At 71.3% G+C, this 23411-nt stretch carries 18 protein-coding genes; 7 read left to right on the top strand and 11 right to left on the bottom strand.

The window, feature by feature from the left end; translation table 11 throughout:
• Positions 1-55 precede the first annotated feature (55 nt).
• Both ABZ860_RS01415 and ABZ860_RS01410 read left to right on the top strand, forming a co-directional pair.
• Positions 56-2143, top strand: coding sequence for a glycoside hydrolase family 6 protein (locus tag ABZ860_RS01415; RefSeq protein WP_357213424.1), 2088 nt, complete (start codon positions 56-58; stop codon positions 2141-2143).
• Positions 2144-2179: 36 nt separating this feature from the next.
• The gene (locus tag ABZ860_RS01410) at positions 2180-2992 is read left to right on the top strand and encodes a polysaccharide deacetylase family protein (RefSeq protein ID WP_357213421.1); all 813 of its coding nucleotides are present in this window, start codon (positions 2180-2182) and stop codon (positions 2990-2992) included.
• On the opposite strand, the gene ABZ860_RS01405 is transcribed toward ABZ860_RS01410, so the two are convergent.
• From ABZ860_RS01405 to ABZ860_RS01375, 7 genes are all read right to left on the bottom strand, one after another.
• Entirely contained in the window at positions 2971-4200 is a 1230-nt protein-coding gene (locus tag ABZ860_RS01405) for an acyltransferase (RefSeq protein ID WP_357213418.1), read from the bottom strand. The genes ABZ860_RS01410 and ABZ860_RS01405 overlap by 22 nt on opposite strands.
• A gap of 109 nt (positions 4201-4309) precedes the next feature.
• Positions 4310-4966, bottom strand: a complete 657-nt coding sequence (locus ABZ860_RS01400) for an NUDIX domain-containing protein (RefSeq protein WP_357036544.1) — start codon at positions 4964-4966, stop codon at positions 4310-4312.
• Positions 4967-5150: 184 nt separating this feature from the next.
• Positions 5151-5735: a hypothetical protein gene (locus ABZ860_RS01395; protein ID WP_357213415.1), complete on the bottom strand. Its 585-nt coding sequence runs from the start codon at positions 5733-5735 to the stop codon at positions 5151-5153.
• Positions 5736-6039: 304 nt separating this feature from the next.
• Positions 6040-7866, bottom strand: a complete 1827-nt coding sequence (locus ABZ860_RS01390) for a DUF4434 domain-containing protein (protein WP_357213413.1) — start codon at positions 7864-7866, stop codon at positions 6040-6042.
• A gap of 112 nt (positions 7867-7978) precedes the next feature.
• Positions 7979-9067, bottom strand: coding sequence for a glycosyltransferase (locus ABZ860_RS01385; protein ID WP_357213410.1), 1089 nt, complete (start codon positions 9065-9067; stop codon positions 7979-7981).
• 14 nt (positions 9068-9081) lie between these two features.
• Entirely contained in the window at positions 9082-10344 is a 1263-nt protein-coding gene (locus tag ABZ860_RS01380) for a nucleotide sugar dehydrogenase (RefSeq protein WP_357213407.1), read from the bottom strand.
• Positions 10345-10454: 110 nt separating this feature from the next.
• Positions 10455-12122 carry a glycosyltransferase family 4 protein gene (locus ABZ860_RS01375; RefSeq protein ID WP_357213404.1) on the bottom strand — a complete coding sequence of 556 codons (1668 nt, stop codon included), beginning with the start codon at positions 12120-12122 and terminating at the stop codon, positions 10455-10457.
• 111 nt (positions 12123-12233) lie between these two features.
• On the opposite strand from ABZ860_RS01375, the gene wecB reads away from it, so the two are divergent.
• Positions 12234-13361: a UDP-N-acetylglucosamine 2-epimerase (non-hydrolyzing) gene (gene wecB, locus ABZ860_RS01370; protein WP_357213401.1), complete on the top strand. Its 1128-nt coding sequence runs from the start codon at positions 12234-12236 to the stop codon at positions 13359-13361.
• A gap of 3 nt (positions 13362-13364) precedes the next feature.
• Here the strand turns inward: wecB and ABZ860_RS01365 are convergent, their stop codons facing one another.
• Entirely contained in the window at positions 13365-13766 is a 402-nt protein-coding gene (locus ABZ860_RS01365) for a carboxymuconolactone decarboxylase family protein (RefSeq protein ID WP_357213398.1), read from the bottom strand.
• Between the two features lie 115 nt (positions 13767-13881).
• Between ABZ860_RS01365 and ABZ860_RS01360 the strand changes: the two genes are divergently transcribed.
• From ABZ860_RS01360 to ABZ860_RS01345, 4 genes are all read left to right on the top strand, one after another.
• Positions 13882-14787, top strand: coding sequence for a LysR family transcriptional regulator (locus tag ABZ860_RS01360; RefSeq protein WP_357213395.1), 906 nt, complete (start codon positions 13882-13884; stop codon positions 14785-14787).
• Between the two features lie 67 nt (positions 14788-14854).
• Positions 14855-16933 carry a glycosyltransferase gene (locus ABZ860_RS01355; protein ID WP_357213392.1) on the top strand — a complete coding sequence of 693 codons (2079 nt, stop codon included), beginning with the start codon at positions 14855-14857 and terminating at the stop codon, positions 16931-16933.
• Between the two features lie 118 nt (positions 16934-17051).
• Positions 17052-18584 carry an MDR family MFS transporter gene (locus ABZ860_RS01350; protein WP_357213389.1) on the top strand — a complete coding sequence of 511 codons (1533 nt, stop codon included), beginning with the start codon at positions 17052-17054 and terminating at the stop codon, positions 18582-18584.
• A 180-nt stretch (positions 18585-18764) separates the two neighbouring features.
• Positions 18765-19553 (top strand): hypothetical protein, encoded by a 789-nt coding sequence (locus ABZ860_RS01345; RefSeq protein ID WP_357213386.1) that lies wholly within the window; start codon positions 18765-18767, stop codon positions 19551-19553.
• 71 nt (positions 19554-19624) lie between these two features.
• On the opposite strand, the gene ABZ860_RS01340 is transcribed toward ABZ860_RS01345, so the two are convergent.
• The 3 genes from ABZ860_RS01340 to ABZ860_RS01330 form a co-directional block, all read right to left on the bottom strand.
• Positions 19625-20518, bottom strand: coding sequence for an RNA polymerase sigma-70 factor (locus ABZ860_RS01340; protein WP_357213384.1), 894 nt, complete (start codon positions 20516-20518; stop codon positions 19625-19627).
• A complete protein-coding gene (locus ABZ860_RS01335; protein ID WP_357213381.1) occupies positions 20518-21714 on the bottom strand; it encodes an FAD-dependent oxidoreductase in 1197 nt (398 codons plus the stop codon). Before ABZ860_RS01335 ends, ABZ860_RS01340 begins: the two co-directional genes overlap by 1 nt.
• A 192-nt stretch (positions 21715-21906) precedes the next feature.
• Positions 21907-23409, bottom strand: coding sequence for an SPFH domain-containing protein (locus ABZ860_RS01330; RefSeq protein ID WP_357213378.1), 1503 nt, complete (start codon positions 23407-23409; stop codon positions 21907-21909).
• Positions 23410-23411 lie beyond the last annotated feature (2 nt).

The raw sequence follows: 23411 nt of genomic DNA, 5'->3' as shown, positions 1-23411 counted from the left end.
GTGGGCCGGGGATCGCGTCGTTAGGATCACGCGGTAACCGGCGAGCGGGGAGAGCATGACGAGCGGCGCGGCGGGCGACGGACCGCGGGACGGCGATCCCCGGCGGATCGGGCCGTTCCGCATCCTCGGCAGGCTCGGCCAGGGTGGCATGGGCACGGTCTACCTCGGCCGCGACACCGAGGGCCGCGACGCGGCGGTCAAGGTGATCAATTCGCAGTGGGCGGCCGATCCCGACTTCCGGCGCAGGTTCCAGCGCGAGGTCGCCGCCGCGCAGCGGGTCGCCCGTTTCTGCACCGCCGCCGTGCTCGGCGCGGGGCTGGACGGCGACGTGGCCTACCTCGCCACCGAGTACGTCCCCGGGCCCACGTTGCAGGAGGTCGTACGGGAGCGTGGGCCGCTGTCGGGGTCGAGCCTGGAGGCGGTGGCGGTCAACGTCGCCGTGGCGCTGCAGGCGATCCACAGCGCGGGGGTGATCCACCGCGATCTCAAGCCGTCGAACGTGCTGCTGTCGCCGGTCGGCCCCAAGGTCATCGACTTCGGCATCGCCCACGTCGCCGACGCCACCGCGGACATCAGCGGCATCGTCGCGGGAACGCCGTCCTTCATGTCGCCCGAGCAGGCGAAGGGCGACCGGCTGACCCCGGCGTCCGACATCTTCGCCTGGGGCGCCCTGGTGGCCTACACCGCCTCGGGCCGGGCGCCGTTCAGCGGCGGGTCGATCCCGAGCGTCCTCTATCGGGTGCTGCACGAGCCCCCGCACATCTCCGGCCTCGACGCCCGGCTGCGGTCGATCGTCGACCTGGCGCTGGCGAAGGACCCGGCCCATCGGCCCAGCGCGCAGCGGCTGGTCGAGATGCTGACCGGCCACGAACCCATCGACCCCATCGAGCCCATCGAGCCCGCGCCAGCGAGCGTGCAGGGGGCGCCTACCGCCGTGGCGGGTGGGGCGGGCGGGTCGGGCCGCCGCTCGCGCCTGGCCGCGGGGATCGCCGCCGCTTCCGCCGCCGTCGTCGTCACCGCGGGCGTCGTCGCCGTCCGGGCCGCGTCGTCCGGGGACTCCGAGCCGTCCCCGACACCGCCAGCGCGTGCCACCGCGAGCGCCTCCAGCGGCAACCCGCTGCGCGGGCAGGCCGTACGGCTCTACGCGAGCCCCACGGGCGACGAGGCGCACCAGGCGGACGTCTGGCAGGCGGCGGGGCGGGCCGGCGACGCCGCGCTGATGCGCAAGCTGGCCGAGGTGCCGAGGGCCGTCTGGCTCGGCCCGGCGAACGCGAGCGAGGCCGTCCGCACGGCGAGCGCCGCGGTGGAGGCCGCGGCGCGGCAGGACGCGGTTCCGGTCTTCGTCACCGACCACATCCCGCTGCGCGCGTGCAACGAGGACGGCGGCGCGGCGGACTCGGCCGACTATCTCGCCTGGATCGACGCGCTCGCGTCGGCGGTCGGCGACCACAAGGCGGTGTTCGTGCTGGAGCCGAACAGCCTGGCGGAGTTGCCGGGCTCGCCGGACTGCTCGCTGGGCGACGCCGCCGACCAGCGCGCCAGGCTGCGCATGCTCGCCTCGGCGGCCAAGCGGCTCGGCGCGCTGCCGAACACCGCGGTCTACCTCGACGGCAGCCTGGACGGCTGGCCGTCGCCGGAGGTCGCCGCGACCCGGCTGGTCGACGCCGGGATCTCCGGCGCGGACGGCTTCTATCTCAACGTGTCCGGATTCCAGAAGACCGACCAGCTCGTCGCGTACGGCGGCCGCCTCGCCGCCTGCGTGAAGATGAAGTCGTCGGACCGCGGCCGCGCCTGCGCCGACGCCGGCACGGACACGGGGACGGCCGGGCTCCCCCACTTCGTGATCGACACGAGCAGGAACGGCAGGGGCGAGTGGACCCCTCCGGAGGGCAGGTACAAGGACCCCCAGGACTGGTGCAACCCGCCGGGACGCGGCGCCGGCGTACGGCCGACCACCCGCACCGGCAACGCGCTCGTCGACGCGTACCTGTGGGTGCGGCCGGCCGGCATGTCCGACGACCGGTGCGACCGCGGCGAGGGCGGCCCCACGGACCCGGTGTACGGCGTCGTCCCGCCCTACGGCGGCGCGTGGTGGCCCGAGCTCGCCCTCCAGCGGGCCAAGGACGCCGTTCCGCCGCTCTGATGACCATCTCGCCGGGTTTCACTAAGATCCCGCGACATGTGGCGGAAAGCAAGAATCGTGATGGCCGGCGCCTGCGCGGCAGCCGGCGTGTGCGTCGTCCCCCCCGCGGCCGTACCCGCGACCGCCGCGACCCCCGAGGCGACGGCCGTGACCGCGAAGGCCCTGACCGCGAAGGCCGGGGCCCCCGCCTCGGCGAAGAGGACCCCCGCCTCGGCGGAGAAGAAGGACGAGCCCTACTGCGCCCGATACAAGTGCATCGCCCTCACCTTCGACGACGGCCCGTGGCCCTACACCCCGGCGCTCCTCGACACGCTGAAGAAGCACAAGGCGAAGGCCACCTTCTTCCTGCTCGGCAGGAAGGTGGCGTACCGCCCCGAGCTCACCCGGCGGATCTACGAGGAGGGGCACGACATCGGCAACCACACCTGGACCCACCCCTCGCTCACCACGCTGTCCGACGGTGAGGTGCTCGAAGAGGTCTCGAGCACGTCGGACATCATCAATCAGACGATCGGCAAGAGGCCGGACTACATGCGCCCGCCGAACGGCGCGACCAACTCCAGGGTCGCCAGTCTCATGGCCGATCTGGGGCTGCCGCAGATCCTGTGGACGGGGTCGACGCTCGACTGGCAGGCCCGCGACACCAAGGTGATCGCCCAGCGCACGCTGAAGCTCGCCAAGCGCAACGGCGTGATCCTGCTGCACGACATCGTCCCCGAGACGGTCAAGGCCATGCCCGGCGTGCTCACCGCGCTGGAGAAGCAGCACTACAAGTTCGTCACGCTGACGACCCTGCTGCAGGGCCGCAAACTGCGCCCCGGCGAGATCTACCCGCCCCGCGGCAAGTAACCGGCCCCGGGCGTCGTCTCCGCGTACGGCGCCGGCGCCCCCGGCGGCAGGGGGACCGCCGCGGGCGCCGGCGCGGGTATCGAGGACACGGGAGAGACGACCGCCGTCTCCGTCAGGGGGACGCGGCCGGCGTCGGCCGTGAGCGAGCGTTCCAGGGCCGCGCGCATCCGGGGCTGCAGGGGCCGCTCGACCAGCCGGTGCACGCCGTACGCGACCACGAGCGCGGCGGCCACGGCCAGCGGGAGCGTGAGGCGGTTGCCCAGCACCGGGTGGAGCCACTGGATGAGCAGGAACCCGACGTGGTGGTGGAAGAGGTAGAGCGGGTAGGTCAGCGCGCCGAGGAAGGTGAGCCACCGCCAGTCGATCCGGTCGAACGCGCCGACCGCCACGAAGATCATCACCAGGAAGATCAGCGAGATGACGCCCACCACGAGTGCCGACCACAGCGCCTGCCCGTACCTCCGGGACGCCGTCGTCTCCATGTCCAGCTCCGTGTAGAGCGCGAGCGTCCAGCCCACGCCCACGAACAACCAGGGGAACAGCGACCCGCCGAAGCGGTGGACGAGGAACAGGGCCATCCCCGCGATGAAGTACGGCGCGCTGAACGGGACGAGCACCGCCTGCAGCAGGTCGGCGTTCACCCGGTGGGCGATCGCCAGCAGCAGCACCCACGCCCCCATGAACGCCAGGCATCGGCGGTAGGTGATCCCCACGGCCGCGAGACACGCGATGAGGGCGTAGAAGACCAGTTCCTGCCACAGCGTCCAGTAGACGATCTCCAGGTCGCGTACGGCGAAGCCGTGCTGGAGCATCGTCATGTTGGCCAGCAGTTCGGTGAGGCTCGGCCGGTGGTCGGTGATCAGCCCGCCGACGGCCAGGCCCCCCAGGACGAGCACGCTCGCCCAGTACGCCGGGAACAGCCGGGCGATCCGCGACGCCGCGAAGTGGCCGGGCGTGCGGCCCCAGGCGCTCATCAGGATCACGAATCCGCTGATCAGGAAGAACAGGCGCACGCCGTACACGCCGAACACGGTCACCGTGCTCAGCCCGGGGAAGGCGTTGGGCGTGCCCCAGGCCCGCGTCTCGCCGAAGTGGAAGAGGACGACGCCGAGGGCCGCGCAGAACCGCAGAAGGTCGAGCACGCGCAGCCGGGACGGTCCGGGAGGAATGGCCGGCGCATCGGTGATGCGGGGGGCCGCAGCCAGCATAGGCCGGAATATATCCTGAAAGATCCCTGTGAGTCGGGGCATTCACCCGCGCTGGTTGTGGAGCGTGCGTCTCCCCGGTCAAGGACCCGTCCCCAACGGGGGCGGCCGGTCAGGTGCGCAGCATGGGCGGGTGCAGCAGCACGGCGGGGCCCCGGCGGTAGAGCATGGCGGGACGGCCGCCGTCCCGGGTCGTGGTGCGCCCGGTGGGCACCAGGAAGCCCTCCGTCTTGGTGACCTTCCTGTGGAAGTTGCGCGGGTCGAGCGGGCGTCCCCAGACGATCTCGTAGACGCGGCGCAGCTCCGCGACGGTGAACTCGGGCGGGCAGAAGGCGGCGCCGAGCGAGGTGTATTCGAGCTTGCCCCTGGCCCGCTCCACGCCGTCGAGCATGATCCTGCGGTGGTCGAAGGCCATCTGCGTCAGCTCGGCCACCGGCTGCCAGCTCATGTGGGCCTCGGTGGACGCGGGCAGATCGGGGGCGAGGCCCAGGTAGGCCACGCTGACGACCCGCTGGCGCGGATCGCGGTCCGGATAGCCGTAGGTCTGGAGCTGCTCCAGGTGGACCGGAGCCCCGGGAAGGCCGGCCCGTTCGGCCAGCACGCGGGCCGCCGCGGCGGGAAGGTCCTCCTCCAGCTTGATGAAGCCGCCGGAGAGCGCCCACCGGCCCTCGTACGGCGGCCGGTCGCGCCGCCAGACGAGGGCGCTGAGCTGCTGGGACCTGACGGTGAGCACGACCAGATCCACGCTGACCGGGATGCGCGGGATCATGTCCAGCACGCTACAGGACGCGGGCCGCGGCTCGGGCCGTCCGGAGTCAGCCGGCCCGGCCGCGTGCGGGAGCTTCACCGTCGCTCCACATCTCCGTAACCGGGAATGCGCGTCCCCGGACGTCGCCCGGCACGGCCCGACGGATACAGCGCGGCCGGTGCCGGGCGACGCACCACAGGGATCGTCAGAGCGCCTGCGTGGGCTTCACGTAGGTCACCCGGAGGTTCAGGTAGGCCGCCACGCCGGCGTCGTGGCCGCGTACGGCGAGCAGGTTGCAGCAGTCGAGGTAGGTGGCGGGAACGACGACGTCGATCGCCCCGGCGGCGCACTTGCCGCTCTTGACGCTCTGCACGAGCTGGCCGTTGAAGTAGACCTGCGCGTCGTTGTCCACCGTGCCCTGGATGCGCACCGCCTGCGCGTCCCGCGGCAGGTGCAGCCAGTGGCGCACCAGGATGTCGGTGTTGACCGCCCACGGGGTCTTGACGCTGGCCTGGTTGTTCCACGAGCAGGTGCCGTTGGTGGTGCCGAAGCCCGCCTGTCCCGTCGGCCAGGCGCTGTCGTCGAATCCCGGCTGGGCGAAGCCCGGCACCTGGGTCGTGGCGGGCACCTGGCGGTAGGTCCAGCCCGTGCTGTTGTAGTCGAGCGCGGTGACGACGTACGCACGCTCGCTCGCGGCCTGGGCGGCGGTGGCGGCCGGGACGGCCAGGGCCGTCGCGGCCACCAGCGCGCCCGCCGCGAGACCGGCGGGCAGGTGACGGAGTCGGTTCATGGGCGGTCTCCTTGTCGATCGTCGGATGCCCTGTGCGGCGGGCATCTCGATGCCGGCGTGGACGGGGTCAACCGTCACTCCGCCTTCGGCGGCGGAGCAGGCAAAGGAGATCAGCGGGCGGGACAGGCCGGACGGACGCCCCGCCGCGGCATTGCCCGTTCCTTGCGCGGACATTGCCCCGGCCGTGCGCATCGCCCGACGGCCCGGGAGCAGCGACGGCGCGGGAACAGCGACGGCCCGGGGACCGCGACGACCCGGGGACCGCGACGGTCCGGGGACACGGAGCGGCTCGATCCGGGGACGGTCAGCCGGTGTTGCGGTAGTAGACCGGCTCGGCGGACTTCCTGCCGTCGGCGGAGGTGACCTCCACCCGTATCCAGACGTCGCCGGGGACCGTGGCCCAGTCCACCGGGATCCAGATCTTCTCCGTGCCCGCCGGCAGCCCCTGGATCGGCGTGGTGTCGTGCCAGCCCACCGTGGCCGAGTCGACGACCCGCGGCGTGTCCAGGCCCGGCCAGCTCAGCGTGACCTTGGCCGCGTCGAGGTAGTAGCCGCGGATCTCCAGGCCGTCCTGAATCTGCCGCGCGCGCCGCTGCGCCTCGATCGGGATCGGGCGGTCCCAGTCCGCCGCGATCTCCTCCGACAGCGACGGCGAGCCGCAGGTGAAGAAGTCGCTCCACATGTACGAGATGATCTTCGACACGTACGGCGCGGCGAGCGTCACCTGCGTGTCCAGCCTGGGCTTGTCGGTGCGCCCGCGCGTGCCCTGACGGCCGCAGGCCTCGGTGGAGGTGGACGGCTCGAACGCCTCGACGTTGGCCCACAGCTCCACCTGGACGCCCTCCTGGACCAGCTCCTGGCGGGCCAGCGACATCGCACGGTAGTAGTCGCGGGTGCCGCCGTAGTAGGCCGTGGCGTACGTGCTCTCGCCGACCACCGGCTTGAGGCTGTCGTCCACCGGCTTGTTCTTCCAGTTGGGCCAGAACAGGCCGACCTTGCCCGTGCCCCGGCCGTCCTGCGGCGCGATGATCTCCACTCCGGTGCGCGCGAGGGCCTTGAAGCCCTCGGCCACCTGGTTGGGCGTGGAGGTGTACTTCACCCGTCTGCGGCTGTCGATGTACGGGCTCACGAGGATCGGCTTGTCCGGCAGTTCCTGTTCGACGATCAGGTGCTGCTCGGCGTACACCTGGAGCGTCTGGACCTTGCTCGGGTCGGGCCAGTCTCGTAGCTGCAGCTCGAACGGCTGATAGACGCCGCCCAGCGACTCGCGGCCCTTGAAGCGGTCGCCGTAGTCCTGCAGGATCCGCCGGGTCAGCGTGGTGAGCGTGCCGATGTGGCGGGGGTCGGCCCGGGTCGACTCCTCGGGGTCGCGCGGCGCGAGCGGCAGGGCGGGGAAGACCTTGATGCCGAACCGGTCGCCGAGGCCGAGCAGCTCGCTGAGGCTGTCCTTGGCGCCCGCCGAGACGAGGATCAGGTGGTAGCCGCGCCCCTCCCGGGTGAAGTCGCAGGTGGGGTCGTCGGAGCCGTCCTCGGGCGCGATGAGCCGGAAGAAGACGGCGTCCCCCACGACGATTTCGTGCTCCATCTGCGGGCAGCGGAAGATGCCGGGGCCGAACCGCTCGTCGGTGCGGTAGACGTACGTCCTCGTGATGCTGTTGCCCGCGTTGGCCGCCTGGAGCTCCTTTTCCGCCGCCTTCATGCAGGACAGCCCGTTCTCGACGCAGCGGGCGTACCTGGCGTCGGGCTTGGGGTCCTTCCCCTCGGGGGTCGACGCCTCCAGGACTTGGCCCTCGTCGTCGGTCTCGCGCGGCGACAGGCCGAAGCCGAGGCGCACGACCGTGTCGCCGCCGAGGCGGTGGATGGCCTCCAGCTGACGCCGCCAGGTGCAGGGATCGGAGGTCGGGATCAGCCAGTAGCCGCTCACGGCGTACGGCGTGGTCGCCGCGGTCTCGAACGTCCCGCAGGGGTCGGTGAACTCACTGTGCGTCGGCGACCCGACCACGGGGGTCGAGGGGGCGGTCTGCCCGGCGCTGGCGGTGCCGGAGCCGGTGCTCCCGTCACGGAGAACGATCACCACTGACGCGACGCCGGCGAGAATCGCCACGCCCAGGATCAGAGTGAGCCAGCGCACTTTCAGGACACTACCGCCCGTCGTTCAAATGATCTTGCCGCGCCCAGACTACCCGGATGTTCACACTGCCCGGCGGCGTCACGAGCCGCCTGCGGCAGTGTTCATCGCGCGTTCAGCTCTTGACGCCCGCCCACGCCTCTAACTGGGTGACGAACCGGCGTGCGGAGTTGGGCCAGTGGTGGTGGGTCCGCGCGGCCGCGTAGCCGCGTCCGCCGGTGCCGATCCGCTCGAAGGGGTTGTCCCTGAGCTGGAGCACCGCCCGCGCCACCGCCTGGGGGTCCTGCCAGGGGACGACGAGACCGCACTGGTAGCGCTCCACGAGCTCCACGGCCCGCGGCGACGGGGTGGTGATGACCGGGATGCCGTGCGCCATGTACTCCACGATCTTCGTGGGCATCGAGTGGCGGTAGTTGGGCTCGTCGTGCAGCAGCGAGAGCCCGGCGAGCGCGCCGTCGAGCCGCTTGAGCGCCTCGTCGTTCGGCATGAAGTCGCGCCACTCCAGCACGCCCTGGGCGACGGCCTCGTTCAGCAGGGGGCGGCTCTGCGGGTCTGCGTAGCCGATGAGCTCCACGGCCACCCGGTGCGGCTGGAGCAGGCGGGCCACCTCGACGGCCTCCTGGACGCCCCGGGCCTCCGACAGCCAGCCGAGGTAGACGACGCGGTCGTCGCCGGGCGGGCTGACCCGGTCGGGCACCCACGTCTCGTTCGGCACCACGAGGTGCTGCTGCTTGAACCGGCCCGCGTACGCCGCCTCGGCCAGCAGCAGGTGCAGCCGGCGCTCGGCGGTGGTTTCGAGGAGCCGGGCGAGGAAGCGCATCGGCGGACGCAGGAACGCCGGCAGCCACGGCTTGAGCGACAGCGTCGCGGGGGTGTCCTCGTGGACGTCCCAGACGACCGGCGGGCGGCCGCGCACCCCGGCGACCGCGAACAGCAGCTCGGGGTCGTGGATCAGGGCCAGGTCGACCTTGCCGCGCATGCTCTTGAAAAGCTTGCGGGCCGCCCGCACCGCCGCCAGGCGGCGCCGCTCGGCGGCCCTGGGCAGGTCCACGCCCGTCACCCACGAACGCGGCACGACCCCCCGCGCGGTGTACGGCGCGGCGTACGTGACCTCATGACCGGCGTCGACGAGCGCCCGAATCTGCCGGTGCAGGATCCGGGCGTCCTCGGGGTGATGCACCACCGTCATGACGAGCACGTGCACGCGCGAAACCCTTCCTACAACCGCTCGACGCGTTCGCTCGTGGCCAGCACGCCGCGAGTGTCCAGGACGAGAGGGGCTCGCTCCTCCACGACGTCGAGGTCGAAGGCGGAGTGCTGCTGGAGCAGGACCACCACGTCGGCGGCGGCCACGGCCTCGGCCAGGTCCTCCTCGCGGGGGATCCGCGTGCCCTCGACCGCCCACTCCTTCACGTACGGATCGCAGAAGGACAGATCGGCGCCGAGCTCCAGGAGCGCCTCGGCCACGGGGATGGCCGGCGTCTCCCGCTCGTCGGCGATGTCCGGCTTGTACGTCACGCCGAGGAGCAGCACGCGCGAGCCGTTCACGGGCTTGCGGGCCCGGTTGAGCAGGCGCTGCACGCGGGCCACCACGTACGACGGCATCCGCTCGTTGATCTCCTGGGCCAGCTCGACGAACCGGAAGGGATAGCCGAGCTTGCGCACCGTGTAGGACAGGTACGACGGGTCGACGGGGATGCAGTGCCCGCCGACGCCGGGACCCGGCAGGAACTTCTGGAAGCCGAAGGGCTTGGTGGAGGCCGCCTCGATGGCCTCCCACAGGTTCACGCCGAGCTCGTCGCAGAAGATCGCCATCTCGTTGACGAGGGCGATGTTGACGTGCCGGTACGTGTTCTCCAGCAGCTTGGCCATCTCCGCCTCGCGGGTGCCGCTGACCGGCACGACCCGCTCGACGAACTGGGAGTAGAAGGCGACGGCCCGCTCCTTGCAGGCGGGGGTGAAGCCGCCGACGACCTTGGGGGTGTTGCGCAGGCCGAACTTGGGGTTGCCCGGGTCGATCCGCTCCGGCGAGAACGCCAGGTGGAAGTCCTCGCCGGCCACCAGGCCGGACTGCTCCAGGATCGGCCGCGCCAGCTCGTCGGTGGTGCCGGGCCACGTGGTGGACTCCAGCACGACGAGCGTGCCCGCCTGGAGGTGCTCTGCGACGGCCCGGGTGGCGCCCTCGACGGCGGACAGGTCCGGACGGTGGTCCTCGTCCAGCGGCGTCGGGACGCAGATGACGATCGTGCGCGACCTCGACAGCACGGACGCGTCCAGCGTGGCCGTGAAGCCGCCGTTGATCATCGCGTCGAGGTCGGCGTCGGTCAGGTCGTCGATGTAGGAGCGGCCGGCGTTCAGGGCCTCGACCTTGCGGGGGTCGACGTCCAGACCAGCCACCCGCAGGCCCGCCGCCGTGGCCTCCTTGGCCAGCGGCATGCCCACGTATCCCAGCCCGATGATCGTGAGATCGAAGGCTGTCACGACGAGGCCTTGGGGGGAACCTGGGGGCGGAAACAACACTTCATGGTGGCAAAGGTTATCTCAACTCGGAACCAAGCATGCCTGATGCAACACATCCGACTTTCTGCTGTTTATCGGCTTTCGGTCAACGACTGGTAGATCCCTTGGTAGGTGCGGGCCAGGCTGCTCCAGGTCCGGTGCGCGGCGACCTCGGCCTTACCGGCCTCGCCCATGACGCGCCGGCGCTCCGGATCGTCGCGCAGCGCGGCGAGCGCCTTCGCCAGCGCGGCCGGATCGCCGGGCGGCACGAGCAGACCGGCGCCCTCGCCGCCGACGAGTTCCGACAGCGCGGGCAGGTCGCTCAGCACGACGGGCTTGCCGAGCGCCATCGCCTCGACCGGCTTCAGCGGGGTGACGAGGCGGCACACCCGCAGGTCCTCGCGCGGGCACACGAAGATGTCGATGGCCGCCTGCGCCTGCAACGCCTCGTCCGGGCCCACCCGGCCGGGCAGGATCGCCTCCTTCAGGCCGAGCCGTTCGACCTGTTCGAGCAGCGCGGGCCGCTCGGCCCCGTCTCCGACCAGCAGGACCTTCACCGGCGTTCCCGCCTCGCGCAGCAGCGCGGCGGCGCTCAGCAGCGTGGCGAAGCCCTCGTAGGCGACGATGCTCGACACCGAGCCCACGACGATCTCGTCCCGGCCGATGCCGAACCGGTCGCGGAACGCCTCGCCGTCGTAGTCGGCCGTCAGCAGGGAGTCGTCCACGGCGTTGGGCGCGAGGAAGATGCGCTCCCTGGGCACGCCGCGCTCGACGATCTCGGCGGCCATCGTCTCGGCGAGCGTGACGACCGCGTCGGCCTCGCGCATGATCTGCGCCTCGCGCTCACGCTGCAACGTGTGCCGCTCGCTGCCGATCCTGGCGGGGTCGCGGGAGACCCAGGTCTCCTCAAGGAAGCCGCGCACCTCGTACACGAAGGGCGTGTTCGTCCGCTCGCGCACGGCGAGCGCGACCGAGCCGTTGCGGTGGTCGGTCGCCGCGTGCAGGACCTGCGGGCGGAGGGTCCTGACCAGCTCGGAGACGTCCGCGGCGCCGCGGATCATCCGCCCCTGGCTCTCGAACGGCACCTCGTCCTTGGGCAGCAGCCGGTAGTAGGGGATGCCGTCGATCTCCTCGTACGGCTCGGCGTCGGTGTGGCCCTGGAGCATGGGCCAGCCCCAGCTCGTCACGACGTGGGGGTCGAGCCCGGCCGCCTTCTGCGCGGTGACGATGCGGTGGGTGCGCACGGTGTAGCCGGCCTGCGTGTACGGCAGGGCGTTGGTGACCATGTGGAGCACCCGGCCGGGCACCCGCTCGCCCATGATGATCTTCGGCTTGGGCGGGATCGGGTTCGGCCCGAGCGCTGCCTTCTCACCCTCGTAGTAGGCCATCCTCCGGCGGACGAACGGCCACCGGGCGTGCGGCTGGAGCGCCCTGACCGCGTCGGACATCCGGCCGGCGTCGAAGTGGGCCTTGGCGTCCCGCAGCGGGCCCTTGGCCGCACGCTGCAGGATCTTGCGGGTCCTGACCTTGACGAACCGGGCCGCGGGCCAGGCGACGCGTCCGACGACCGGGCGCACCCCGGCGGGCATCGCGTCGGCGGCGGCCTGGGCGACCCGCATCGGGTCGGACTTGACCTTGCTCACGAAGATCCGGGAGACGAGGACCGGGTTCCTCGCGAACCCCCGGAGGAAGCCGCCGAGGCCGGCCTTCGCGGACGCGGCGGACACGGCCTTTGCGGGCTTGTTGGCCTCGGTTTCCACGGCGCGACCGTACCATAGGCAACGTTTGCCCAAGGGAGTGCGAAAACGCGCTGCCCGTAGTAGGGCATGGCTTTTGAGCACGACCAGGGGTCCGGAAGAAAGGCGAGGTAGATGAGAGACAATCCCCTCGTCCTGCACGTACTGGGCGCCCGGCCCAACTTCGTCAAGGCGGCCCCGGTCGTCAGGGGGTTGGCCGAGCTCGGGATCCGGCAGGGCATCGTCCACACGGGCCAGCACTACGACGCGCTGATGTCCGACGTGTTCTTCGCCGACCTCGGGCTGCCCGAGCCGATCGCCAACCTGGGCGTCGGCAGCGGGACCCACGCCCGGCAGACGGCCGCCCTGCTCACGGGGCTGGAGGACGTCGTGCTCGAACACCGCCCGGCGCTCGTGGTGGTCTACGGCGACGTGAACTCGACGCTCGCGGCGATCCTCGTCTGCGCCAAGCTGCACGTGCCGACCGCGCACGTCGAGGCGGGCCTGCGCTCCTTCGACCGGGAGATGCCGGAGGAGGTCAACCGGGTCGTCACCGACGCGCTGTCGGACCTGCTGTTCGCCACCTCGCCGGAGGCGCTGTCGCACCTGGCCAACGAGGGCGTGGACCCGGCGAAGGTGCACCTCGTCGGCAACCCGATGATCGACAGCCTGTTCGCCGCGCTGCCGAAGCTCGACCCCGCGCCCGTCCAGGAGCGCCTCGGGATCGACGGCAGGTACGCCGTGGCCACGCTGCACCGCCCGGCGAACGTGGACGACCCGGAGGCGGCCCGCGAACTGGTCGACGCCGTGCTCGGGGTGGCCGAGCAGGTGCCGGTCGTCGTGCCCCTGCACCCCCGCGGCCGGCAGCGGCTGGCGGAGGCCGGTCTCGTGGACCGGCCGCATCTGAAGATCGTGGACCCGCTCGGCTACGTGGACTTCCTGTCCCTGGTGCGTGGCGCCGCCCTGGTGGTGACCGACTCCGGCGGCGTCCAGGAGGAGACGACCATGCTGGGCGTCCCCTGCCTGACCGTCCGGCCCAACACCGAGCGGCCGATCACCGTGACCCACGGCACCAACCGGCTCGTCACCCCCGCCGCGCTCCCCGCCGCGGCGTCCAAGGCGCTCGCGGACGGCGCGGTCACCCCGAGCGGCGAGCTCCCGCCGCTGTGGGACGGCGCCGCAGGCCCGCGGATCGCCCGCGTCATCGAGGCCTGGCTCCGCGGCGACAACCTCTCCCCCGCCGCGAAGGGCGTCCTGCGCTAGGGCTCAGGACAGGTTCTGGACGGGGGGAAGACCGCGCTCGGCGAAGACCTTCTTCGCCACCAGCGTGGCGTTGACCGCCCTCGGCATGCCCGCGTAGACCGCCGAGTGCAGGAGCGCCTCGGCGATCTCGGTGGCGGTGAGTCCTACGTTCAGCGCGGCGTTGAGGTGCACGTCGAGCTCGATCTCGCAGCCCCCGAGGGCCGTCAGGACGCCGAGGGTGACGAGCTGCCGGTCCCGCGGTGACAGCTCGGGGCGGGCGTACATGTCGCCGAACGCCCACGCCACCACCTGGTGGCCGAGCTCGGGCGAGACGTCGGCGAGGGACGCGACGACACGCTGCCCGGCCTCGCCGTCGACCTCGTTCAGCACCTTGAGGCCGTACTCGTAGCGCTCTTCGCGGTTCATCGGTTCTCCTTCTTCCTGGCGGAAGCCTCTCCGCTGCGACCAGCCTCGCCCCTCCCGCCTCCTGTCCCGCTCGGCAGGCGTGGGAATCTGCATCTCCTATGCCTCGGAGGTATGGATGAACCTGAGACTGCTCGAGTACGTGGTGGCGATCTGCGAGGAGGGGAGCATCAGTGCGGCGGCGCGGCGCCTGCACGTGACGCAGCCGACGCTCAGCCGTCAGGTGCACGAGCTGGAACGGCGGCTCGGGACGCCGCTGTTCGAACGCGAGGGCAGGGGGATGGTCCCGACGTCGGCGGGCCGTGCGCTGGTCGCCCGGGCCACCACGGTCCTGGCCGAGGCGCGGGCCGCGCTGGACGACGTCCGGCTGGCGGCCGAGGGGCTGGCCGGACAGCTGACGGTGACGTTCGCCGGCTCGGGGATCAACGGCCCGCTGGGCGGCGCGCTCGGCCGGTTGCGCCGGGAGATGCCCCGCGTCGAGCTGCGCCTGGTGGAGAGCTTCAACGACACCGAGATGTCCGGCGGCGTCCTGGACGGCCGCTTCGACATCGCCGTCCAGCGCCTGCCCACCCGTGACCCGCGTCTGGTGGCGCGCTCCTGGTGGCGCGAGCCGCTCAGCCTGTTCCTGCCCGCGGCGCATCCGCTGGCGCACGGGGCCGGCGCCGCGCCCCTGACCGCGCTCGGCCAGGTGCCGCTCGTCGTGTGGCCGCGGGAGGTCTCCCCGCACTCCTACGACGAGATCATCGCACTGTGCGACCACGCCGGCGTGACACCCCGTATCGGCGCGGAGGGCCGGAGCGTGCAGACGGTGCTGGCCCTGGTCGCGGCCGGTTTCGGCGCGGCCGTGATGTCGGACTCCCATCGCGCGCTCCGCCGCGTCGGCGTCCGCGCCCGGCCTCTGGAGGGCACCTCCACGACCCTCCACATGGTCTGGCGGGCGAACGACGGGAATCCCCTCGTCGAGCGCTTCCGCTCGGTGCTGACCACCCTCGCCATGAGCGATCCCGCCGGCCCGGCCCATTGAAACCCCTATATCGGCACAAAGGTCCCTGCAGCCCCTTTACGATGGCTTGTCCGTAAGGGGGAGAGGCATGGCTGAGAGCGACGAGACTCCTGAGACTTCGGAAGGCCCGCGTTTCCAGCGGCTGGGGCCGGTGAACTGGCTGCCCGAGGAGCGCAAGCACGTCGAGCAGTACGAGCAGCGGATCCGCGACCTGGAGAACCGGCTCGCCTACCAGGAGGCCCGTGCCGACTACGCCCTCTGGAGGCTCCAGGCCACCCAGACCCAGAAGCCCTACCGGGTCGCGCAGGTGCTGACGAACGCGGCGAAGCCGAAGAAGATCGTCCGGCTGCCCCGCGACCTCAGCAAGGCCATGAAGGACGGCAAGAAGGCGCCGAAGGCGCCGCCCTCCGCCATCGAGGTCGCCGCCGCCGCCGAGGCGCGGGGTCCCGAGGTCAAGATCCCGGGCCTCAAGTGGCCGGATGGCCCGGTCGTACGGCCGGACCTGCGGGTCGCGGTGATCCTCGACGACTTCTCCCGCATGGCGTTCAAGTACGAGTGGGACCAGATCGAGTTCGGCCTGCAGGACTGGCGCGAGATCTTCGCGGAGAAGCGGCCGGAGATGCTGTTCTGCGAGTCGGCCTGGCACGGCAACCAGGGCCGCTGGCGCTACCAGATGACCGGGACCAACGCGCCGAAGCAGGAGCTGCGCGACCTGATCGCCTGGTGCCGCGAGGAGGGCATCCCCACGGTCTTCTGGAACAAGGAGGACCCGCCCAACTTCGACTTCTTCATCGACACGGCCAAGCTGTTCGACTACGTGTACACGTGCGACGGCGACATGATCCCGAAATATCGCGAGATGCTGGGTCATGACCGCGTCGGCGTGCTGCAGTTCGCCGCCCAGCCCCGGATCCACAACCCGATCCAGACCAAGCAGGGCCGGCCGTACGACGTGGTCTTCGCGGGGATGTACTTCCGCGACAAGCACCCCGAACGGCGCGAGCAGATGGAGACGATCCTCGCGCCCGTGCGCCCGCTCGGCCTGCACATCTACGCCAGGAACGCCTCCGTGGCCGACAAGTACGCCTGGCCGGAGGAGTACCGCCCCCACATCGTGGGCGAGCTGCCGTACGAGCAGATGCTGGCCGCGTACAAGATGTACAAGGTCTTCCTGAACGTGAACTCGGTGATCGACTCGCCGACCATGTGCGCGCGCCGGGTCTTCGAGCTGTCCGCCTGCTCGACCACGGTGCTGTCGGGGTGGTCGCGGGCCATCGAGGAGACGTTCGGCCCGCTCATCCCGGTCGCGCACTCGCAGGAGGAGGCGTACAACCGGGCGATCTACCTGATCAACAGCCCGGAGCTGCGGGCGCGTCAGGGCCATCTGGCGATGCGCGAGGTGTTCGACAAGCACCTGTTCTCCCACCGCGTCGACCAGATCCTCACCGACCTCGGCCTGCCGGTCGTCGCGCGGTCGCGGTCGATCTCCGTGGTGCTGCCGACCAACCGGGCCGGCCAGCTCGAACACGCGATCAGCCAGGTGGCCAGGCAGCGGCACCGCAACCTGGAGCTCGTGCTGGTGATGCACGGCCTGTCGGAGGACCCGGCGGTGGTGCGCGACAAGGCCCTCGCGGCGGGCATCCCGGCCGTGAAGGTGCTGACCGCCGACCCGTCCTGGACGCTGGGCGAGGTGCTCAACCACGGCATCGCCCACGCCGAGGGCGAGCTGATCTCCAAGATGGACGACGACAACATCTACGGCGAGCACTACCTGTCGGACCTGGTCCGCGCCTTCGACTACGCCGACGCCGAGATGGTCGGCAAGGGCGCCCACTACACGTACTTCCCGGACCAGAACGTCACGATCTTCCGCCTGCCCGGGCTGGAGCACCGCTACGCCCACCTCATCCAGGGGGCGACAATCCTGGCCAAGACCGACCTGCTGCGGGCGTTCCCGTTCGAGGCGGTCAACGCGGGCGAGGACACCCGTCTCGTGCGGCGCTGCAAGGAGGAGGGCGTCCGGATCTACTCGGCCGACCGGTACAACTTCATCTACATGCGCGGCTCGGACGCCACCGCCCACACCTGGCAGGCGGCCGACTACAAGCTGACCCGCAACGCCCAGTTCTGCTTCGCCGGCAACCCCGAGCCGCACGTACTCATCTGAAATCGCCATACCGCCCGGAATGTCCGGGGCGGTGCCACGGTTGCCCTGTTCCGGGACCCTCCCGCCTTCGGGCGGGCGGGTCCCGTGTACGTGCACGCCGGACAGGGGAGCCCCACACGTGACCACGAAGTCGACCACCACGACGACATCGAAAGGCATCGGGCTACGGTCGGAACGCGGTCCCGTGCTCGCCGCCATCATGCTCTGCACGGCTCTGGTGGCGCTGGACAGCACGATCATCGCCACGGCGGTGCCCTCCGTCGTCAGCGACCTCGGCGGGTTCTCCCAGTTCCCCTGGCTGTTTTCGATCTACCTGCTCACGCAGGCCGTGACCGTGCCCATCTACGGCAAGCTCGCCGACGTGTTCGGGCGCAAGCCGGTGATGTTCTTCGGCATCGGGGCGTTCCTGCTCGGGTCGGTGCTGTGCGGGGTGGCCTGGAGCATGCCGGCGCTGATCGCCTTCCGCGCGATCCAGGGCATCGGGGCCGGGGCGGTGCAGCCGATCAGCATGACGATGGCGGGCGACCTGTACACGGTCGAGGAGCGGGCCCGCGTCCAGGGCTACCTCGCCAGCGTGTGGGGCATCTCGGCGGTGGTCGGCCCGACGCTCGGCGGCGTGTTCTCCGAGTACGTCTCCTGGCGCTGGATTTTCTTCATCAACCTGCCGCTCGGCGCGGTGGCCGCCTGGATGCTCGCCCGGCGCTTCAAGGAGCAGGTGAAGCGGGGCTCCCACCGGATCGACTACACGGGCGCCGCGCTGCTCACCGGCGGCTCTTCGCTGCTCATCCTCGGCCTGCTGGAGGGCGGCGTCGCCTGGGACTGGAACTCGGCGCCCAGCCTGCTGATCTTCGCGGCGGGCCTCCTCCTGATCGTCGCCTTCGCGCTCGTGGAGCGCCGCGCGGCCGAGCCGGTGCTGCCCCTGTGGGTGTTCCGCCGCCGCACGCTGACCGGCGGCAACCTGACCTCCCTCGGCATCGGCGCCCTCACCATCGGGCTCACCTCGTACGTCCCGACGTACGCGCAGGGGGTGCTGGGCACCGGCGCGCTGGTGGCGGGCTTCGCCCTGGCCGCCCTCACCGTCGGCTGGCCCCTCGCGGCGACGTTCTCCGGCCGCTTCTACATGCGCATCGGATTCCGCGACACCGCGCTGATCGGCATCGTCGTGGTGGTGGCCGGCACCGTGCTGTGCGCGCTGCTCGGGCAGGACGCGATGGTCTGGCAGGTCGCGGCCGCCTGTTTCGTCGTCGGCGTCGGCCTCGGGCTTTCGGCCAGCCCCACGATGGTCGCCGTGCAGTCGGTCGTCGGCTGGGAACGCCGCGGCGTGGTCACCGCGACGAACATGTTCTGCCGCTCGATCGGCAGCACGGTCGGGGCCGCGGTGCTCGGCGCCATCTCCAACGCGACGCTGTCGGACCGCTTCGCCCACCCGCCCGCCGACGTCGCTGGACGGCTGCCGGACAGCCTCGACGCCACGAGCCTGGTGCTGAGGGCCCAGGGCGCGGCGGCGCACTCGGCCACCGCCTCCTTCGTCCGGGGCGCGCTCTACGACGCCGTCCACCACATCTTCATCGCGCTCGTCGTCGTGGCCGTGCTCAGCGTCGCCGCGCTGCTGCTGATGCCCCGCCGTACGACCGAGCTGACGTTCGACTGACCGGTCCCACGAGCTTTCTCCTCGACCACCTGGCCAGGCGGTACAGCGGGCTTTATCACGTGGCCGCGGAGGATGATCCGCGTACGGCACTGGACAGTTTCGCCTCATCTTTGGCCGAGTAGCTCGGCCTGGCCGTGCCGCTGAGGTTCGAGGACTGGAAGCTCCGCGATCGAGGCCGCCGTGGAGCAGATGACCCGGCGTTCCGTTGAGACCGGCAGGCCGGCGCTCATGGTGATCGACGAGTACTCGTACCTGGTCTCCGGAACACCTGCCCTGTCGTCCTACATCCAGAACACCTTCGATCGATACAAACGCGACCGGCATGGCACCGTCCGCATCGTGCTGTGCGGGTCCGCCTTCTCCCTGATGGCCAACCTGCTCGCCGGTGACAAGCCGCTGTACGGAAGAGCAGCGCTGAGCAGACTCATCCGGCCTTTCGACCACCGTGTCGCCGCCCGGTTCTGGAACGCCACGCATCGCCCCACAGCCCTGCGACTGCACGCCATCGTGGGAGGAGTGCCCGGTTATCGGATGCTGTCCGAAGCCGTGCATCCCACCTCGGGATTCCACTCTCCGAGCGACCTGGACGAGTGGGTGATCGCGACTGTGCTCAACCCAGCGTCCATGCTGTTCCAGGAGCATGACCGACTGCTGCGGGAGGACCCCCGGATCACCCATCGAGCTCTCTACCAGGGAGTGCTCCGGCAGATCGCCCAGGGCGTGACCAAACCCGGCAAGATCGCCGCCGCGCTGGGGCGCGACGCGCGAAGCATGAAGAGGTCGGCGAGGCCGAGTGCACCGCGGAGCCGCGTAGTGGACAAGACCTGCGACGACTCGAGAAGATCAGAGACCGCATGCGCTCCATCAGCAAAATCGATGTCTCGGCCGCGCAGTACGCGGTCTTCAGCGAATCGGGCTTCGCGGCTGACCTGCTCGCGGAAGCGGGGCGGAGGGACGACGTGCATTTGATCGATCTCGCCGACCTCTACAGCGAATGATCCTTCGACGCCCGAGCACCGCGACGCCGTCCACCGCGCTTCCTATGGGCCGGCGAGATCGGTGTCGGGGCGCAGGCCGGTGAGTTTGTCCGGGTTGATTTGCAAGCGCAGGTTCTGGATGCGGTTCTCGACCAGGTCGTAGGTCAGGGCGCCGACAGGTTGGTCGCCGACGGTGACCAGGATGCCGAGTTCGCCGTTGATGGTGGCCGGCCGCAGGGCGACGCCGGCGGAGACGGGCTTGGCGAGGACGCCGAGGAACCAGCGGGCGACGTGGTCGGGGCCGTGCAGGGGACGGCGGGCGGCGGAGACCTTGCCGCCACCGTCGGACCAGACGGTGACGTCCGGGGCGAGGAGCCGCATGACGGCGTTCAGGTCGCCGCCCGAGCAGGCCGCGATGAACTGCGTGGTGAGCTTCTCGCGCTGGCCGGGGTCGGTGTCGAAGCGGGGGCGGCGGGCGTGGACGTGGGCGCGGGCACGGCGGGCGATCTGGCGGACGGCGGGTTCGGGCCGGTCGAGGGCCTCGGCGATCTCGGCGTGGGTGTAGCCGAAGACCTCGCGCAGGACGAACACCGCGCGTTCGGCGGGGCTGAGGGTTTCCAGTATCACCAGCATGGCGGTGGACACGGTGTCGGCCAACTCGGTCTCCTGGGCGGTGTCCGGGGAGGTCAGCAACGGCTCGGGCAGCCAGGGGCCGACATAGGTCTCGCGGGTGGCGCGGGCGGAGGTGAGCCGGTTCAGCGCCAGGTTGGTGACCGTGCGCACCAGGTAGGCCCGCGGGTTGCGGATCTCGGTGCGATCGGCGGCGTTCCAGCTCAGCCAGGCGTCCTGAAGGACGTCCTCGGCGTCGGCGACGCTGCCGAGCATGCGGTAGGCGGTGGCGAACAGCAGCCGCCGATGCTCCAGGTAGGGGTCCGGTTCGGGGTTCCCCATCATCATCACCGCATCTCACGTGTGCGGGTGGCGCGGCCGCCCTTCGAGACGATCGTGGTGACGTTCATCCGCTTGCTGAGGCGGTACGTCGTGAGGGGGCTGCTGCTGATCATCTCCTTGTACGCGACGGCGAGCCGGCCGGTGAGGTACCAGCGGCCGGGGGTGTCGTCGGCGTGGGTGAACTGGATGACCGCGTCACGGCGGCCGAGGCTGACCGGCTGGTGAAAGTAGCCGAACCGGAACGGCTTGACCGGCTTGCCGCGCACCAGCCGAGCGATGGTGTCGGCGGTGTACTGGGCGGTGGGCAGCCCGCTCTGGCAGGTCCCGTGGATCAGCCCCCAGGGCATGTGGACCGCCGCCGCGTCGCCGATCGCGTGGATCTCGGGATGCGAGATCGACCGCAGGGTCGCGTCCACCAGGATCAGACCGCGCTCGTCCACCGCGATACCGGCGTCGGCGGCGAGCGGCGGGACCTTCACGCCGGTGGTCCACAGGCACGCGTCCACGGCGACGACTTCGCCGTCGTCCAGTTCGACGCCGTCGGGCAGCACTTTGGCCACCCCTGCCCCCGTACGCACGGTGACGCCGAGACGGTCCAGGGCCCGGTGCATGTGGGCCCGGGCCTTGGCTCCCATCATCGCGGCGGGCTCGCCGCGGCTGATCAGCGTGACCTGAGCGCCGGGGTGGGTCTCGGCGATCTCGGTCGCGGCCTCGACGGCGGTCAGTCCGCCGCCGCATACCGCCACGGTTCCGCCGTCCGCGGCGACCTGCCGCAACCGGGCGGTGAGACCGGCGGATCGCGGGCCGTCGAGGGTGAAGGCATGCAGGTCGGCGCCGGGGACCCGGCTGACGTCGGTCGTGCTGCCCAGCGCGTACACCAGGGTGTCGTAGTCCAGCCGGGCCGCGCCCTCGTCCAGCACCACGACGCGGCGCTCGGGGTCCAAAGCGGTCGCCGTGCCCTGCACAAAGGTCACACCGGTCCCGGCCAGCAGATCGGGGATGCGGTGCTCGGCCAACCGCTGCCCGGCCGCGGTCTGGTGCAGCCGCAGCCGTTCGACGAAGCGCGGCGAGGGGTTGACGAGTGTGATCCGCACATCGGCTCGGCGGGTGCGGTGGGCCAGCCGGATCGCCGCCAGCATGCCGGTGTAGCCGCCGCCCACCACGACGACGCGGTGCCCGATGCTGCGCTGGGTGGTGCTCATCGCTTCTCACTCCTGCGGTCGTTTCCCGTCCGGCTCCCATGCGGAGGCCGGTTGACGCCCATGGGACAAACGACTCCGCCCGTCCGTGACACCTCGCCCATGTGATCCACATCACATCCGCCGGCGGTCCCGCGGCAGGCTCACCGGCACTCGGGGCCGGCCCGCGGATGAGCGGGCCGGCCCCGATGACCGTCAGGACTCCTTGAGGCTCTTGGCCGGGGGCTCGGCCGGGGGAACGGCGCCGTTCACACTGGGCACGGCCGGGGTGCCGCCGGCCAGCAGGGAGCGGGCCAGGCCCAGCCCGGTGCCGCCCAGCGTGAGCGCCTTGGCCAGCATCTCCTCGATGCCCTGCGCGCCGTTGAGCACCACCATGTGGTCGACGTTGCCGAACGCCTTGGCGCCGGCCTCCACGATCTGCGGCCAGTTCTCGGCGAGCTGCTGGGCGATGACGGCCTCCTGGTTCTCCCGCAGCGCCTCCGACCGCGCCCTGATCGCCTCGGCCTCGGCCAGACCCTTGGCCTTGGCCGCCTCGGCCTCCGCCAGACCCTTGGCCTTGGCCGCCTCGGCCTCCGCGAGACCCCGCGCCTTGGCGGCCTCCGCCTCGCCCAGACCCGTCGCCTTGGTCGCCGCCGCGGCCGCCTCGCCGCGCACCCGCACCGACTCGGCGTCGGCCGCCGCCGCCTGCTTCACCTGGGACGCCTGGGCGGCGGCGCGCAGCTCGGTCTCCCTGGCCTCCGCCTCGGCCTGGGCGATGCGCGCGTCGCGCTCAGCCTGGGACAGCGTGACGGTCTCGTACGCCTTGGCGTCGGCGGGCTTGCGAACCTGCGACTGGAGCCGCTGCTCGGCGAGCTGGGCCTCCAGCTCCGCTGCCCTGGTCTCCTGGACGACGACCTCCTGGCGCGCGGTGGCCTCCGATAGCGGGCCGGCCTGCCGGGCCTTGGCGGCCGCCTGGTCCACCTCCGCCTGGTAGCCGGCCTGCTGGATCTGCGACTCGCGGATGGCCGAGGCCTTCTTGGCGGCCGCGACCTGCTCGGCCTCGGTGGCCTCCTGATCGCGCTGTGCCTCCGCGATGCGCGCCGCCGCGGCGATCTTCGCGGCGTGCGGCTTGCCCAGGTTCGTGATGTAGCCGGTCTCGTCCTCGATCTCCTGGATCTGCAGCGAGTCGACCACCAGGCCGAGCTTGCTCATCTCGTCGGCAGCCGAGCTGCGGGTCTCGCTGGTGAGCCGCTCGCGGTTGAGGATGAGGTCCTCGACGGTCAGGTTGCCGATGATCGAGCGCAGGTGGCCGGTGAACAGCTCGTGGATGGCGCCGTTCATCGAGTCCTGCTGGTCGAGGAAGCGCCGGGCGGCGTTCGCGATGCTGGTGAAGTCGTCGCCCACCTTGTAGATGATCACGCCGCGCACCTGGACCGGGATGCCCTGCTGGGTCACGCAGTTGACCTGCAGGTTCGTGGCCCGGCTGTCGAGCCGCAGCCGCCGGGCGGTCTGGAAGCCGGGCAGCACGGCCGTGCCCTTGCCCGTCACGATCTTGAAGCCGAGGCTGTCGGCCAGCTCGTTCTTCGTGTGGGCGCCGAGGCCCGAGATGATCAGCGCCTCGTTGGGCTCGGCCACCCGCCAGATGGCCTTGAACAGGAGGATGAGGACGATGACGGCGACGATGGCCACACCGCCCACGACCAGGATCTCCGGTGACATGG

The organism is Microbispora sp. NPDC046973 (assembly GCF_040644495.1).
Lineage (GTDB): Bacteria > Actinomycetota > Actinomycetes > Streptosporangiales > Streptosporangiaceae > Microbispora.
The sequence above is the reverse complement of the archived record's forward strand: the minus strand, read 5'-3'. Positions and strand labels throughout refer to the sequence as shown.

Excerpts from the sequence above, each read along its gene's own strand:
- ABZ860_RS01335 (WP_357213381.1), bottom strand. The coding sequence starts at position 21,714 with ATGAGCACCACCCAGCGCAGCATCGGGCACCGCGTCGTCGTGGTGGGC.
- ABZ860_RS01365 (WP_357213398.1), bottom strand. The coding sequence starts at position 13,766 with ATGAACCGCGAAGAGCGCTACGAGTACGGCCTCAAGGTGCTGAACGAG.
- ABZ860_RS01410 (WP_357213421.1), top strand. The coding sequence starts at position 2,180 with ATGTGGCGGAAAGCAAGAATCGTGATGGCCGGCGCCTGCGCGGCAGCC.
- ABZ860_RS01415 (WP_357213424.1), top strand. The coding sequence starts at position 56 with ATGACGAGCGGCGCGGCGGGCGACGGACCGCGGGACGGCGATCCCCGG.
- ABZ860_RS01355 (WP_357213392.1), top strand. The coding sequence starts at position 14,855 with ATGGCTGAGAGCGACGAGACTCCTGAGACTTCGGAAGGCCCGCGTTTC.
- ABZ860_RS01340 (WP_357213384.1), bottom strand. The coding sequence starts at position 20,518 with ATGATGATGGGGAACCCCGAACCGGACCCCTACCTGGAGCATCGGCGG.
- ABZ860_RS01405 (WP_357213418.1), bottom strand. The coding sequence starts at position 4,200 with ATGCTGGCTGCGGCCCCCCGCATCACCGATGCGCCGGCCATTCCTCCC.
- wecB (WP_357213401.1), top strand. The coding sequence starts at position 12,234 with ATGAGAGACAATCCCCTCGTCCTGCACGTACTGGGCGCCCGGCCCAAC.
- ABZ860_RS01395 (WP_357213415.1), bottom strand. The coding sequence starts at position 5,735 with ATGAACCGACTCCGTCACCTGCCCGCCGGTCTCGCGGCGGGCGCGCTG.
- ABZ860_RS01360 (WP_357213395.1), top strand. The coding sequence starts at position 13,882 with ATGAACCTGAGACTGCTCGAGTACGTGGTGGCGATCTGCGAGGAGGGG.
- ABZ860_RS01400 (WP_357036544.1), bottom strand. The coding sequence starts at position 4,966 with ATGATCCCGCGCATCCCGGTCAGCGTGGATCTGGTCGTGCTCACCGTC.
- ABZ860_RS01330 (WP_357213378.1), bottom strand. The coding sequence starts at position 23,409 with ATGTCACCGGAGATCCTGGTCGTGGGCGGTGTGGCCATCGTCGCCGTC.